General features: G+C 69.2%; 13 protein-coding genes. 10 read left to right on the forward strand and 3 right to left on the reverse strand.

Annotation, left to right across the window (positions count from 1 at the left end; translation table 11 throughout):
• Window positions 1-43: 43 nt before the first annotated feature.
• Window positions 44-793: a transporter substrate-binding domain-containing protein gene (locus PKO50_RS01485; RefSeq protein WP_109934616.1), complete on the reverse strand. Its 750-nt coding sequence runs from the start codon at window positions 791-793 to the stop codon at window positions 44-46.
• A 220-nt stretch (window positions 794-1,013) separates the two neighbouring features.
• On the opposite strand from PKO50_RS01485, the gene PKO50_RS01490 reads away from it, so the two are divergent.
• Window positions 1,014-1,853: an SDR family oxidoreductase gene (locus PKO50_RS01490; RefSeq protein ID WP_275628600.1), complete on the forward strand. Its 840-nt coding sequence runs from the start codon at window positions 1,014-1,016 to the stop codon at window positions 1,851-1,853.
• A gap of 10 nt (window positions 1,854-1,863) precedes the next feature.
• On the opposite strand, the gene PKO50_RS01495 is transcribed toward PKO50_RS01490, so the two are convergent.
• Window positions 1,864-2,289, reverse strand: a complete 426-nt coding sequence (locus PKO50_RS01495) for a VOC family protein (protein ID WP_275628601.1) — start codon at window positions 2,287-2,289, stop codon at window positions 1,864-1,866.
• A 58-nt stretch (window positions 2,290-2,347) separates the two neighbouring features.
• Window positions 2,348-3,001, reverse strand: a complete 654-nt coding sequence (locus tag PKO50_RS01500) for a YciC family protein (RefSeq protein ID WP_009615681.1) — start codon at window positions 2,999-3,001, stop codon at window positions 2,348-2,350.
• 171 nt (window positions 3,002-3,172) lie between these two features.
• Here PKO50_RS01500 and PKO50_RS01505 point away from each other — a divergent pair, with 171 nt between their 5' ends.
• The 9 genes from PKO50_RS01505 to PKO50_RS01545 all read left to right on the forward strand — a co-directional run bounded on the left by PKO50_RS01505 (window position 3,173) and on the right by PKO50_RS01545 (window position 12,660).
• Entirely contained in the window at window positions 3,173-3,895 is a 723-nt protein-coding gene (locus tag PKO50_RS01505) for a DUF2076 domain-containing protein (protein ID WP_275628602.1), read from the forward strand.
• Window positions 3,896-3,982: 87 nt separating this feature from the next.
• Window positions 3,983-4,459 (forward strand): NYN domain-containing protein, encoded by a 477-nt coding sequence (locus tag PKO50_RS01510; RefSeq protein ID WP_109934620.1) that lies wholly within the window; start codon window positions 3,983-3,985, stop codon window positions 4,457-4,459.
• 45 nt (window positions 4,460-4,504) lie between these two features.
• Window positions 4,505-5,839, forward strand: coding sequence for a DEAD/DEAH box helicase (locus PKO50_RS01515; RefSeq protein WP_275628603.1), 1,335 nt, complete (start codon window positions 4,505-4,507; stop codon window positions 5,837-5,839).
• Between the two features lie 160 nt (window positions 5,840-5,999).
• Complete coding sequence (locus PKO50_RS01520) at window positions 6,000-6,818, forward strand: LuxR C-terminal-related transcriptional regulator (RefSeq protein WP_089389824.1); 819 nt, start codon at window positions 6,000-6,002, stop codon at window positions 6,816-6,818.
• Between the two features lie 175 nt (window positions 6,819-6,993).
• Entirely contained in the window at window positions 6,994-8,109 is a 1,116-nt protein-coding gene (locus PKO50_RS01525; protein WP_275628604.1) for an ABC transporter ATP-binding protein, read from the forward strand.
• Between the two features lie 71 nt (window positions 8,110-8,180).
• Window positions 8,181-9,323 carry a spermidine/putrescine ABC transporter substrate-binding protein gene (locus PKO50_RS01530; protein WP_275628605.1) on the forward strand — a complete coding sequence of 381 codons (1,143 nt, stop codon included), beginning with the start codon at window positions 8,181-8,183 and terminating at the stop codon, window positions 9,321-9,323.
• Window positions 9,324-9,437: 114 nt separating this feature from the next.
• Window positions 9,438-10,346 carry an ABC transporter permease gene (locus PKO50_RS01535; RefSeq protein ID WP_275628606.1) on the forward strand — a complete coding sequence of 303 codons (909 nt, stop codon included), beginning with the start codon at window positions 9,438-9,440 and terminating at the stop codon, window positions 10,344-10,346.
• A gap of 1 nt (window position 10,347) precedes the next feature.
• Complete coding sequence (locus tag PKO50_RS01540; RefSeq protein ID WP_275628607.1) at window positions 10,348-11,166, forward strand: ABC transporter permease; 819 nt, start codon at window positions 10,348-10,350, stop codon at window positions 11,164-11,166.
• A gap of 24 nt (window positions 11,167-11,190) precedes the next feature.
• The gene (locus tag PKO50_RS01545; protein ID WP_275628608.1) at window positions 11,191-12,660 is read left to right on the forward strand and encodes an aldehyde dehydrogenase family protein; all 1,470 of its coding nucleotides are present in this window, start codon (window positions 11,191-11,193) and stop codon (window positions 12,658-12,660) included.
• Window positions 12,661-13,010: the final 350 nt, after the last annotated feature.

Below are 13,010 nucleotides of genomic sequence, written 5' to 3' on the forward strand. Positions count from 1 at the left end.
CCGGCCCCCACACCAGACCCACCGGCGCGACCGTGATTGCCCCTCAGTTCAACTCGACCTTCTCCCCCTTCGCACTCAACTGCTCGAACGCCTGGTCCAGGCGCTGGCGGAGTTGTTCGGCGTCGGGCGTACGGCGGGAGACGATGAGCTTGAGCGGCAGGCGGTAGAGGGTGTCGTAGGCCAGCGGTGGCAGGCCGGCGGCGTTGCGGGCTTCTTCGACCGGGGCCTGGTAGTCCAGCAGGTAGTCGCCGCGGTCGCGCAGCAGCATCTGCAGCGCTGCGTTGTGGGTGGTGGTGCGGTGCACCTCCAGGTTCAGGCCGGGGTCGTCCAGCAACTGGGTGGCGGGCCGCCAGTAGCTGTAGCCGCTGATCAGGATCACCCGGCTGCCGGCCAGCCCCTGGGGCAGGTGAGGCGCGGGTTGGGAGGCCAGGCGATAGAGGTTGAGGGTGACCTGGCCGAGCACGTGCTCGCACTCCAGGGTGCTTTCGGCCAGCTCGGGCTTGCCGGGTGCGCCGGCCCACAGCTGGACGCTGCCGTCGCGCAGGCCCTGGTAGAGGCGGGCACTGGGCAGGGCCCGGAGTTCGGCGCGGTAGCCGGCCTGGCGCAGCAGCTTGCGGATCAACTCGGCACCTTCGCCCTGGGTGCTGCCGTCATCGTCGGTATAGATGTACGGCGGGAACTCGTAATAGCCGACCGCCAGCGACTGGGGGCCACCGGCAGGGCCTGGCAGGGCATGGGCCAGCGACGCCGGAAGCAGCGACGAGGCCAACGGGAGCAGGAGTTTCTTGAGCATTGCTGCGCCGCACCTTTATCGTTCTTGTGTTGGTGTCTGTATTGAGCATGAGTCGCCAACCGGGGCTTGTCCAGTCCGTGGCCGGCAAAGCGGCGGTGACATTCCCGGGCTGCGACCAGCGGCACACGGAGCGGCCGGCGCAGCCTTCGCCGCGCTCCCCCGGAGGCTATGCTTGAGGGGCGCCCGGTACCGCCGCCGCGCCTGGCCGAGGGCTCCGTACATGCCACGCAAGGTCTTTTCCAGCAAGGTCTACCTGCACAAGACGGTCCTGGTGACCGGCGGTTGCTCGGGCATCGGCCGTGCGCTGGTCTTGCGTTTCGCCCAGGCGGGCGCCCGGCCGGTGATCCTCGACCTGGACCAGGCCGCGCTCGACAGCCTGGTGCAGCACCTGCAGCAACACCTCAACGTCGAGGCCCTGGGGCTGCGTTGCGACATCACCGACCCCGCCGCCGTGGAGCAGGCCGTGGCCGGGGCCATCGAGCGCTTCGGCGGCATCGACGTGCTGGTCAACAATGCCGGCATCACCCACCGCAGCCTGTTCGCCGAGACCGACCTGAAGGTGTTCCAGCGGGTGATGGCGGTGAACTTCTACGGCGCCCTGCATTGCACCCGGGCGGCGCTGCCCAGCCTGATCGCCCGCCAGGGGCAGATCGTCGTGCTCAGCTCGCTCACCGGCTTCGCCCCCTTGCTCTATCGCAGCGCCTACAACGCCAGCAAACACGCCCTGCATGGCCTGTTCGATACCCTGCGCATGGAGCTGGAAGGCACCGGCGTCTCGGTGACCCTCGCCTGCCCCGGCTTCACCGCCACCGACTTGCGCAAGAACGCCCTGGTCGGCGACGGCTCGGTGATCCGCCAGCCGGCCGCGGTCCTGGGCAGCGAAGTGGCCTCCCCGCGCGACGTGGCCGAGGCGATCTACCAGGGCGCCCTGCAGCGCAAGCGCTTGCTGGTGCTGTCCAACGTCAACTGGCGCGCGCGCCTCCTGGCCCGCTACTGCCCCCGGCTGTTCGAACGCCTGCTGGTGCCGCGCATGTCCGGGCTGAAACCGGGCCAGCGCTGAGCCGCTCCCCTCAGTGGGTGTGCGGTACGGCCTTGCCCAGGTCCCAGAAGGTGGCCTCGACCTTGTGCCCGTCCGGATCGCGGACGAAGCAGCCGTAGTAGGGTTCGCCATAGTGCGGGCGCGGGCCCGGCGCGCCGTCGTCGTGGCCGCCATTGGCCAGGGCCGCGGCGTGGAAGGCATCCACCGCTTCGCGGCTGCTGGCGATGAAGCCTATGTGGGTACCGTTGCCGACACTGGCCGGCGCACCGTCCAGCGGCGTCTGCACCCAGAACTCCGGGAACTCGCGGCCATAGGCCACGGCGCCGGGATGCTCCATCACCCGGCGGCAGCCGAGCGTGGCCAGCACCGCGTCATAGAAGGCGCGGGCACGGTCGTAGTCATTGGTGCCGATGGATACGTGGGAAATGCAGCTCGGCGGGATGAGGTCGTCGCTCATGGCAGCTTCCTGGCGCGGTCGGGAGGGACAAGGTTAGCCGCCCGCGCCGGAGTCTGCCTCAGGCTTCCTCGCGCTCCGGGCCGAGGATGTAGATGCGGTAGGCGGCGACGGTCAGCAGCAACTGGAAGAAGCCGCTGAGGGCGCTGAGCGCCAGGCTGTAGCCGAGGGCGTTCTCGCTCAGCTGCTCGATCCAGCCCTGCAGGGCCCAGGTGGGGGCGAGGATCACCAGCACGGTGGTGAGCAGCAGGAAGAAGTGCCCGCCGGTGAGGCGGAAGCTCTCGCGCATGGCGTCGATCGGCCGCAGGCCGCGCTTGACCAGCAGCACCTCGGCGAAGGCCAGCTTGATCATCACGTAGATGCCCGGCAGCACCATCAGCGACAGGCCGATGACGATCAGCAGCGAACTCAGCGCCGAGAGCAGGGCGAAGGCCGGCCACAGGCGCAGCGCCGCGCGCCACAGCTCGCCGACGCCGCGCTGGCGGCCCTCGCCGAAGTCGACCAGGTAGAGCAGCAGGCTGGCGGTGTAGATGGGGTAGAAGATCAACCCGGCGGCCATGCCCCAGGGCGCGAACTGCTGGGAATTGGCGGCCATGCTCAGCTGCTGCTGGGTGAGCGTCTCCAGGACGATCCAGGGCAGGCAGAGCGGCAGCAGCGTGCCGATGTGGCGGCTGAAGAAGTACCAGGTGTCGCGCAGGATGGAGATGGGATTCATCGGCTCGTCTAGAAGGCCAGGTGGCAATCGACTCTAACCCAAGCCCGGCGGCCCAGACCAGAGCCCCGATAGCGCGGATGAAGAAGATTTCATCGACCGGAACTTGTTTTTTCGCCGGCCGATCCAATCTTGTGATCGTTCCCACCCCCCGGTGCTCACTCGAGGCCCCAGATGAATTCCGAAGAGCAAACCCTGATCGATGGCCTGTTCACCCGCCTGCAGGAAGCCGAGCGGCAATCCGCGCCGCGCGACGCCCAGGCCGAGGCGCAGATCAACCAGCACCTCGTGCGCCAGCCGGCCGCGCCCTACTACATGGCGCAGGCGATGCTGATCCAGGAAGCGGCGATCAAGCGCCTGGACCTGCGCGTGAGGGAGCTGGAAGCCCAGGTCGCCAGCCTGCAGCAGAACCGCCCCAGCAGCGGCGGCTTCCTCGCCGGCCTGTTCGGCGGCGGCCAGCGCGAGGCGGCGCCGCAGCCGCAACAGGCACAACAGCGCCCGGATGGCTGGGGCCAGACGCGCTTCTCCCAGCCCGGCGGCAATGCCGGCTACGCCAGCAACCCCAACGACTTCCGCCCCGCCGCGCCGCAGGCTGCGCCCGCCCAGGGCGGCGGCTTCCTGCGTGGCGCCCTGCAGACCGCCGCGGGCGTGGCCGGCGGCATGGTGGTGGCGGACCTGCTGACCAACATGTTCCACCACTCGCAGCCGCAGGAAATCGTCGAGGTGATCCAGGAAGAGGTGCCGGCCGAGCAGCCCACCGGGCTGGACGACTCCGGCCAGTCCTTCCTCGACGGTGATCGCTATGCCGACAACGGCTTCACCGACACCAACTACGACGATGGCGGCTTCGCCGACGACTCCAGCTTCTTCGACGACGACGGCGACATGTTCAGCTGAGTGGATGCCCCACGCCGACGACGCGGGGCTGGCGGCGCGGCGGTGGGCTGCGATAATGCGCGCCCACCGCCTGATCCGGAGCCGCCGTTGAAAACCCTCGCCCTGTTCGCCGATGTGCAGAACCTCTACTACACGGTTCGCCAGGCCTACGGCTGCCATTTCAACTACGCCGCCCTGTGGGCCGAGTTGAGCCGCGAAGGCCGCATCGTCGAGGCCTACGCCTATGCCATCGACCGTGGCGACCCCCGCCAGCAGCAGTTCCAGCAGATCCTCCGCAACCTTGGCTTCGAGGTGAAGCTCAAGCCCTACATCCAGCGCAGCGACGGCTCGGCCAAGGGCGACTGGGACGTGGGCATCACCATCGACGTGCTCGACGCCGTGGCGCGGGTGGACGAGATCGTCCTGTGCTCCGGCGACGGCGACTTCGACCTGCTGCTGCAACGCGTCCGCGCCCAGGGCAAGGCGGCCACCGCCTATGGCGTGCCCGGCCTGACCGCCCAGGCGCTGATCCGCGCGGCGACGCGCTACGTGCCCATCGAAGGCGAGCTGCTGCTGCGCCACTAGCGGCTACAATGCCGGCCATTCCACTTTCCGTTGCGTGAGTGCTCCATGACCTTCGCCGCCCTCGGCCTGATCGAACCCCTGCTGCGCGCCCTCGACGGCCTCGGCTACCAGACCCCGACCCCGGTGCAGGCCCAGGCCATCCCGGCGGTGCTCAAGGGCCGCGACCTGCTGGCCGCGGCGCAGACCGGCACCGGCAAGACCGCCGGCTTCGCCCTGCCGCTGCTGCAGAAGCTGCTGCAGGAAGGCCCGCAGGTGGCCGCCAACTCGGTGCGCGCCCTGGTGCTGGTGCCCACTCGCGAACTGGCCGAGCAGGTGCACGACAGCTTCCGCGCCTACGGCCAGCATGTGCCGCTGCGCACGGCGGTGGCCTACGGCGGGGTGAGCATCAACCCGCAGATGATGAAGCTGCGCAAGGGCGTCGACCTGCTGGTGGCCACCCCCGGGCGGCTGCTCGACCTGTACCGGCAGAACGCGCTGAAGTTCGGCCAGCTGCAGGCGCTGGTGCTGGACGAGGCCGACCGCATGCTCGACCTGGGCTTCGCCCGCGAGCTGGAGGAAGTCTTCGCCGCGCTGCCGGCGCGGCGCCAGACCCTGCTGTTCTCCGCCACCTTCTCCGAGGTCATCCGCCAGATGGCCAAGGGGCTGCTGCGCGACCCGCTGACCATCGAGGTGGCGCCGCGCAACACCGCGGCGAAGACGGTGAAGCAGCAGCTGATCACCGTGGACAAGAAGCGCAAGGCCGAGCTGTTCCTGCACCTGCGGCAGGCTCGCGGTTGGCGCCAGGCGCTGGTGTTCGCCAAGACCCGCAAGGGCGTCGACGAGCTGGTCGGCCTGCTGCAGGCCGAGGGCATCGCCGCCGACTCCATCCACGGCGACAAGCCGCAGCCGGCGCGCCTGCGCGCGCTGCAGCGGTTCAAGGACGGCGAGGTGGACTTCCTGGTGGCCACCGACGTCGCCGCCCGCGGCCTGGACATCGACCAGATGCCGCTGGTGGTCAACTTCGACCTGCCGATCGTCGCCGAGGACTACGTGCACCGCATCGGCCGCACCGGCCGCGCCGGGGCCAGCGGCCAGGCGCTGTCGCTGGTGTGCGCCGACGAGGTGCAGCAACTGGCGGCCATCGAGACGCTGATCGGCCAGACCCTGCCGCGCCGCGAGGAGGAGGGCTTCGAGCCGGACCACCTGGTGCCGCAGACCGTGCCCGGCGGCCAGGTGCTGAAGAAGCCGAAGAAACCCAAGCAGCCCAAGGTGCCCGAGGCCAAGCCGGGCAAGATCCACCTGGGCGACCTGCTGGCCGACAAGCCGCAGGTGAAGGCGGTGCGCAAGGCGCCGGGCTTCGCCAGGGCGCCAACGGGCAAGGGCAAGCCGAAGGGCCGCTGAGGGGCGGGGCGCATCGTGCTGGTGCGCCGGCCCGCTGGCTTTCGCGCTGCGGGCCGCGGCTGGCGGGCTTTCAGGATACTGGCGCAAAACCTGCATTTCCGTGCGCAATTCTGAACGCCTATAGTGTGTGCACCGCGCACACAACAAGAACGACAGCCCTATGCGCCACAAGGAACTCAAAGCCTGGACCGGCGGGCTCGCCCAGCTGCTCCCGCTCGCCCCCGGACGCCCGCGCCTGCTCGGCCTCAGCCAGTGGCTGCAGCAGGCCTGCCCGGTGGACCACTTCGTGCTCTTCGTCTACGAGGGCAACCACCGCCCGCTGGACCTGTTCGACACCTTCCCGGCGGACGTGCGCCACGTCTACGTGCAGGACTACCAGGTCGGCCCCTACCTGCTCGACCCCTTCTACCTCGCCTGCACCCGCAACCAGGCGCCGGGCCTGTGGCGCCTGCGCCAGTTCGCCCCGGACCACTTCTACCTGGGCGAGTACTACCAGACCTACTACCAGCAGACCGGCCTGACCGAGGAGATCGCCTTCTTCGTCGACCTGGCCGGCGGCGCCAAGGCGGTGCTGTCGCTGATGCGCAAGGCTTCGAGCCCGGCCTACAGCCGCGACGAGATGCAGTTGCTGGACTGCGCCCGCCCGGCGGTGGAGCAGGTGGTGCGCGAGGCCTGGGAACTGCGCCGCGCCCAGCCGCGCCCGGCGCAGGACCTGGACTACAAGATCCGCGAGGCCTTCGACCAGTTCGGCGCGCAGCTGCTCACCGCGCGCGAGCAGGAGATCGTCCAGCTGCTGCTGCGCGGCCACTCCAGCGCCTCGGTGGCCGAGCAGCTGGACATCAGCCCGGGCACGGTGAAGATCCACCGCAAGAACATCTACGCCAAGCTCGGCATCGGCAGCCAGTCGGAGCTGCTGGGCCTGTTCATCCGCGAGCTGGCCGGGCAGGACGATGCCGGCGAGATGCGCGCCACGGGCTGATAGCCCGCGCCATGCCCATGTAGGAGCGCGCCCTGCGCGCGAAATCGCGGGCAGGGCCCGCTCCTACAGGTAGGCCGTGCGCGCGGCATCTATCCCCCGAGGGATATATACACCCCGAAAGCCCCATTGCTAGCGTGACCGGCAACAAGAACAGCCACCGAAGGGGCGTGCGGCGATGGATTCCAGCCAGGCTTTCGACATCGAGTTCCGCAACGTGGTCAAGCGCTACGGCAGCGTGCAGGCGGTCAACGGCCTGAACTTCAGGGTGCGCCGCGGGGCCTTCCATTCCTTCCTCGGCAGCTCCGGCTGCGGCAAGACCACCACCCTGCGGATGATCGCCGGCTTCGAGCAGCCCAGCGAAGGCGAGGTGCTGCTGGCCGGCCAGGCGGTGGCCGGGGTGCCCGCGCACCGGCGCCCGGTGAACATGGTGTTCCAGCACTACGCGCTGTTCCCGCACCTGAGCGTGGCCGAGAACATCGCCTACGGCCTGCGCTACCGCACCCCGCGCCCGGACCGCGCCGCGCAGCGCCGGATGGCCGACGAGGCGCTGGAGATGGTGCGCCTGTCCGGCTTCGGCGCGCGCAAGCCCCACGAGCTGTCCGGCGGCCAGCAGCAGCGCGTGGCCCTGGCCCGCGCGCTGGTCAACAAGCCCACCGTGCTGCTGCTCGACGAACCCCTGGCGGCGCTGGACCGCAAGCTGCGCAAGGAGATGCAGTCGGAGCTGCTGCGCCTGCAGCGCGAGGTCGGCATCACCTTCGTGCTGGTCACCCACGACCAGGAAGAGGCGCTGTCGATGAGCGACAGCATCAGCATCATGAAGGACGGCCTGATCATCCAGACCGCCAGTCCCGAGGCCCTCTACGAAACGCCGGCGAGCCGCTACGTGGCCGACTTCATCGGCGAATCCAACCTGTTCAGCGGCACCGTGCGCCGCGTCGACGGCGGCCGCGTGGTGCTCGCCACCGCCGCCGGCCTGGAGCTGAGCAGCCCGCAGACGCCCACCGGCCCGGCCCTGGCGCCGCAGAGCGAAGGCTGCATCGCGGTGCGCCCGGAGCTGGTCGGCATCGCCGCCGCCGGCGCCGAGCTGGCCCGCGAGGTGCGCCTGGGCGGCAGCGTGGAAGACCGCATCTACCTGGGCAACCTCACCGAATACCGGGTGCGCACCGAAGCCTTCGGCATCGTCTGCGTGCGCGTGCTGCGGCAGGGCGCCGAGGCCGGCGCGGCCTTCGAGCACGGCGCGCGGGTACAGGTCGGCTGGAACCAGGCCAGCGGCCTGGCCATGGGCCTCTGAGCAATGCGGCTGCGCCCGGCGCGGCCCTGGACGATCCAACCATAACCACAGCAGACAGGCGGGGAGTGACGATGGACAAGAAGAGTTTCATCAAGACGATGCGCAGTTGGGAGAAGGGCTCCATCACCCGCCGCGAGTTCCTCGGCCGCACCGGCCTGGGCCTGGCGGCGGCGGCGGTGGCGGCGAACACCCCGGGCCTGCTGCTGGGCAAGGCCTATGCCGGGCAGAGCGGCAACCTGGGCGACCGCGTGACCCTGGCCACCTGGCCGAACTACCACAGCCCGGAGAACTTCGAGGCCTTCGCCAAGGCCTCCGGCGCGCGGGTGCAGATGAACGTGTTCGGCTCCAACGAGGAGATGCTCGCCAAGCTGCAGGCCGGCGGCAGCGGCTGGGACGTCTTCGTGCCGACCAACTACACCATCAGCACCTACGTGAAGCTGGGGCTGATCGAGCCGCTGGACCTCTCGCGCATCCCCAACTTCGAGCCCGCGGCCTTCGAGGAACGCTTCATGGCCCAGGGCACGGTGGACGGCAAGGTCTACGCGGTGCCGAAGAACTGGGGCACCACCGGCATCGTCTACGACGCCAGCCGGGTCAAGGGCAGCCCGGACTCCTGGAAACAGTTCTGGGACCTGACCCTGACCAGCGCCTCGGGCCGCACCATCGTCCACGACTACCAGCTCACCGCCATCGGCAACGCCCTGAAGTACTACGGCTACAGCTTCAACTCGGTGGACGAGAAGGAACTGGCCGACGCCGAGAAACTGCTGATCAAGGCCAAGCCGCACCTGTTCGCCATCAACTCCGACATCCAGCCCTCGCTGCGCAACGGCGACGCCTGGATGGCCATGGCCTGGACCGGCGACGCCTCGCAGCTGCACCGCGACAACCCGGACATGACCTTCGTGCTGGGCAAGGAGGGCGGCGAGATCTGGAGCGACTTCTTCGCCATCCCCAAGGGCGCCGAGCACCGCGACGCCGCCTACGCCTTCATCAACTACCTGCTCGACCCGCAGCACAACAAGCTGGAGGTCCTGGCCCACGGCTACCCCAGCGGCGACAAGCGGGTGGACGCGCTGCTGCCCAAGGAGATGCTCGACGACCCGATCATGTACCCGGCGGCCGAGCGCCTGTCGCCCCTGGAGTTCGGCGCTGCGGCGACCCTCACCAGCCCGGCGCGGGCCGAGCTGATGGCGCGCTTCAAGGCCGCCTGAGGACGGCCCTTCGTAGGCGCGAGCCCGCTCGCGAACAGAGCCGTGCCGAAGCGGTTCGCGAGCAAGCTCGCTCCTACGGGGGCTCCGTGCAATTCCATGCGTAGGGAATCGAACATGAACATCGCTGTCAGCGCCCCCCTGCAGGCCGCTGCGACGCCCGCGGCCGCACCGGCGAGAAGCCTCGGCCGCCGCGTCACGCTGCTCCTGCTGCTGCCTTCCACCCTGTGGTTCCTGCTGTTGCTGCTGATGCCGCTGGTGATCATCCTGGTCTTCAGCTTCGGCGAGCGCAGCGCCGTGGGCGGCTACGGCGGCGGGCTGACGCTGGAGAACTACCTCAACCTCGGCTCGCGCGCCCAGGCCTTCTGGAACACCCTGACCCTGGCGCCGCTGGGCACCCTGGCCTGCCTGCTGGCGGCCTACCCGCTGGCCTACTTCCTGGCGGTGAAGGTGCGGCGCAACAAGTCGCTGCTGCTGACCCTGGTGATAGTGCCGTTCTGGACCAGCTTCCTGATCCGCACCTACGCCTGGATCTTTATCCTCAGCGGCAAGGGCATCCCGGCGCTGCTGGAGAGCCTGGGGATCGCCGACGTGCGCCTGATCAACACGCCCTGGGCGGTGCTGATCGGCATCGTCTACGGCTACCTGCCGCTGATGGTGTTCCCCATCTACGTGACCCTGGAGAAGCTCGACAAGCGCCTGCTGGAAGCCTCCGGCGACCTCGGCGCGAGCGCCTTCGAGACCTTCCGCCGGGTGACCCTGCCGCTGTCGGCGCCGGGCGTCATCACCGGGGTGATGCTGGTGTTCATCCTGCTCATGGGCGAGTTCCTGATCCCGGCGATCCTCGGTGGCGGCAAGGTGTTCTTCGTCGGCAACGCCCTGGTCGACCTGTTCCTGCAGTCGCGCAACTGGCCGTTCGGCAGCGCCGTGGCCATGACCCTGGTGGCGATGATGCTGGCGATCATCGGCCTGTACCTGAAACTCGCGGCGCGCTTCGGCGGGCCGCGCAACGACGGGGTGCTCTGAGATGTGGCTGCGCAGCTATTCGACCTCGCTGTACCTGTTCCTCTACGCGCCCATCGCGCTGATCATGCTCTTCGCCTTCAACGCCGGGCGCAGCGGGCTGAGCTTCCAGTGCTGCTCGGTGCAGTGGTTCGGCCGCGCCTTCGGCAACCCCTTCATCATGGAGGCCCTGGGCAACAGCGCGCTGATCGCCCTGTGCTCGGCGCTGATCGCCACCTTCTTCGGCACCCTGGCGGTGTTCGGCCTGCAGCGGGTGGGCAAGCGCGTGCGCCTGCTGTTCGATGCGCTGACCTACTGCGCGATCATCGTGCCGGGGATCGTCATCGGCATCGCCACGCTGATCGCCTTCATCACCCTGTTCGACGTGCTCAACCCGCTGCTGCTGGCGCTGGACATGGGCCTGCCGAAGCTGCGCATGGGCTTCCCCACGGTGGTGGCGGCGCACTCGCTGTTCACCATGGCACTGGTGATGGTGATCGTCCGCACCCGCGTCGAGGCCATGGACAAGGCGCTGCTGGAAGCCTCCGCCGACCTCTACGCGCCGCCGCTGGAGACCTTCCGCCGGGTGACCCTGCCGCAGATCGCCCCGGCCATCCTCGCCGGCTTCCTGCTGGCGTTCACCTTCAGTTTCGACGACTTCATCATCGCCTTCTTCGTCGCCGGCTCCGAGACCACGCTGCCGATCTACATCTTCTCCTCGATCCGCCGCGGCATCACCCCGGAGATCAACGCCATATCCACCGTGATCATCTGCGCCTCGCTGGCGCTGCTGTTCACTTCCCGCTACCTGCAGAACCGCCGCGCCGGCGTTCAGGCCGCCTGATGGCCGCAGACAAGGAGACGTGCGATGCGTGACCAGCTGTACATCAATGGGCAATGGGTCAGCCCGGACCTGGGCGGGACCTTCACCAGCTTCGACCCGGCGACCGGGCGGCCGCTGCGCGAGGTGCCGGCGGCCACCGAGGAAGACGTCGACCACGCCGTGCGCGCGGCGCGCCAGGCCTTCAACCGTGGCTGGGGACAGAGCCGCGGCGGCGAGCGCGCCGAGTGGCTGGAGGCGCTGGCCGACGAGCTGGAACGCAACCAGGCCGGGCTGGCCGAACTGGAGGTGCGCGACAACGGCAAGCCGCTGCCCGAGGCGCAGTGGGACGTGGCCGACGCCATCGGCTGCTTCCGCTACTACGCGGAGCTGGCACGCGAGCTGGACGGCCGCCAGGACCAGGCGCTGGCCCTGCCCGACGAGCGCTTCCGCTGCCGCATCCGCCACGAGCCGGTGGGCGTGGCCGGGCAGATCATTCCCTGGAACTACCCGCTGCTGATGGCCGCCTGGAAGGTCGCCCCGGCCCTGGCGGCCGGCGCCACCTGCGTGCTCAAGCCCTCCGAGCTGACGCCGCTGAGCGCCCTGGAACTGGCCGCCGCGGCCGACGCCATCGGCCTGCCAGCCGGCGTGCTGAACGTGCTGCCGGGCCTGGGCGGCGAGGCCGGCGGCCCGCTCGCCCAGCACCCGGGGGTGGACAAGCTGGCCTTCACCGGCAGCGTGCCGACCGGGGCGAAGATCATGTCGGCGGCGGCCCGGGACATCAAGAACATCAGCCTGGAGCTGGGCGGCAAGTCGGCCTTCATCGTCTTCGACGACAGCGACGTGGAAGCGGCGGTGGAGTGGATCCTCTTCGGCATCTTCTGGAACCAGGGCCAGGTGTGCAGCGCCACCTCGCGCCTGCTGGTGCAGGAAGGCATCGCCCCGCGCCTGCTGGAGCGCCTGGTGGAGGCCACCCGCGCCATCTCCATCGGCAACGGCCTGCAGCCGGGCGTGCTGCTCGGCCCGCTGGTGAGCCAGGGGCAGTACGACAAGGTGCTGGGCTTCATCGAGCAGGGCAAGGCCTGCGGCGCCCGCCTGCTCACCGGTGGCCGGCGCCCGGCGGGGCTGGAAGAGGGCTGGTTCGTCGAGCCGGCCATCTTCGACGAGCCGGCGGAGAACGCCATTGTCTGGCGCGAGGAAATCTTCGGCCCGGTGCTCTGCGTGAAGCGCTTCAGGACCGAGGCCGAGGCCCTGCGCCTGGCCAACGACAGCCGCTTCGGCCTGGCCGGCGCGGTGATGTCCGGCGACCCGCAGCGTGCCGCGAGGGTGGCCGACGGGTTGCGCGCGGGGATCGTCTGGGTCAACTGCTCGCAACCGACCTTCACCCAGGCGCCCTGGGGCGGCATGAAGCAGAGTGGTATCGGCCGCGAGCTTGGGGTGTGGGGGCTGGAGAACTACCTGGAGGTGAAGCAGGTGACGGAGTATGTGTCCGACCAGCCTTGGGGGTGGTATCTGTAGGGGCGGGCTTGACCGGCAATACCTGTGCTCTGGTTCAGCCCCGCTCCCTCTCCCTAACCCTCTCCCTAAAGGGAGAGGGGACCGTTGGGCATGCTCGGGTATTTCGGCGTCAGCCGGCTAGCACAGAGACTACCGGCTGAAACCAAGCCTCCTCTCGGCACGGACAAGCCCCTCTCCCTTCAGGGAGAGGGCTGGGGAGAGGGCGCTCTTGAGGATACACACCGAACCTACCCGGCAGAACGCCGTTCGCGAGCAAGCTCGCTCCTACAAAAAGTCACGCCCCGCTCAATAAGGGAGGGGGATCGTTCGGTGTATTTGGATGTTCCAGCGTCAGCCGGCTAGCACAGAGA

It is taken from the genome of Pseudomonas sp. 273 (assembly GCF_029201425.1).
Classification (GTDB): Bacteria; Pseudomonadota; Gammaproteobacteria; order Pseudomonadales; family Pseudomonadaceae; genus Pseudomonas; species Pseudomonas delhiensis.

Coding starts and splice junctions, on each gene's coding strand:
- PKO50_RS01520 (WP_089389824.1), top strand. CDS start 6,000: ATGCGCCACAAGGAACTCAAAGCCTGGACCGGCGGGCTCGCCCAGCTG.
- PKO50_RS01495 (WP_275628601.1), bottom strand. CDS start 2,289: ATGAGCGACGACCTCATCCCGCCGAGCTGCATTTCCCACGTATCCATC.
- PKO50_RS01485 (WP_109934616.1), bottom strand. CDS start 793: ATGCTCAAGAAACTCCTGCTCCCGTTGGCCTCGTCGCTGCTTCCGGCG.
- PKO50_RS01490 (WP_275628600.1), top strand. CDS start 1,014: ATGCCACGCAAGGTCTTTTCCAGCAAGGTCTACCTGCACAAGACGGTC.
- PKO50_RS01505 (WP_275628602.1), top strand. CDS start 3,173: ATGAATTCCGAAGAGCAAACCCTGATCGATGGCCTGTTCACCCGCCTG.
- PKO50_RS01545 (WP_275628608.1), top strand. CDS start 11,191: ATGCGTGACCAGCTGTACATCAATGGGCAATGGGTCAGCCCGGACCTG.
- PKO50_RS01535 (WP_275628606.1), top strand. CDS start 9,438: ATGAACATCGCTGTCAGCGCCCCCCTGCAGGCCGCTGCGACGCCCGCG.
- PKO50_RS01525 (WP_275628604.1), top strand. CDS start 6,994: ATGGATTCCAGCCAGGCTTTCGACATCGAGTTCCGCAACGTGGTCAAG.
- PKO50_RS01540 (WP_275628607.1), top strand. CDS start 10,348: ATGTGGCTGCGCAGCTATTCGACCTCGCTGTACCTGTTCCTCTACGCG.
- PKO50_RS01530 (WP_275628605.1), top strand. CDS start 8,181: ATGGACAAGAAGAGTTTCATCAAGACGATGCGCAGTTGGGAGAAGGGC.
- PKO50_RS01515 (WP_275628603.1), top strand. CDS start 4,505: ATGACCTTCGCCGCCCTCGGCCTGATCGAACCCCTGCTGCGCGCCCTC.
- PKO50_RS01500 (WP_009615681.1), bottom strand. CDS start 3,001: ATGAATCCCATCTCCATCCTGCGCGACACCTGGTACTTCTTCAGCCGC.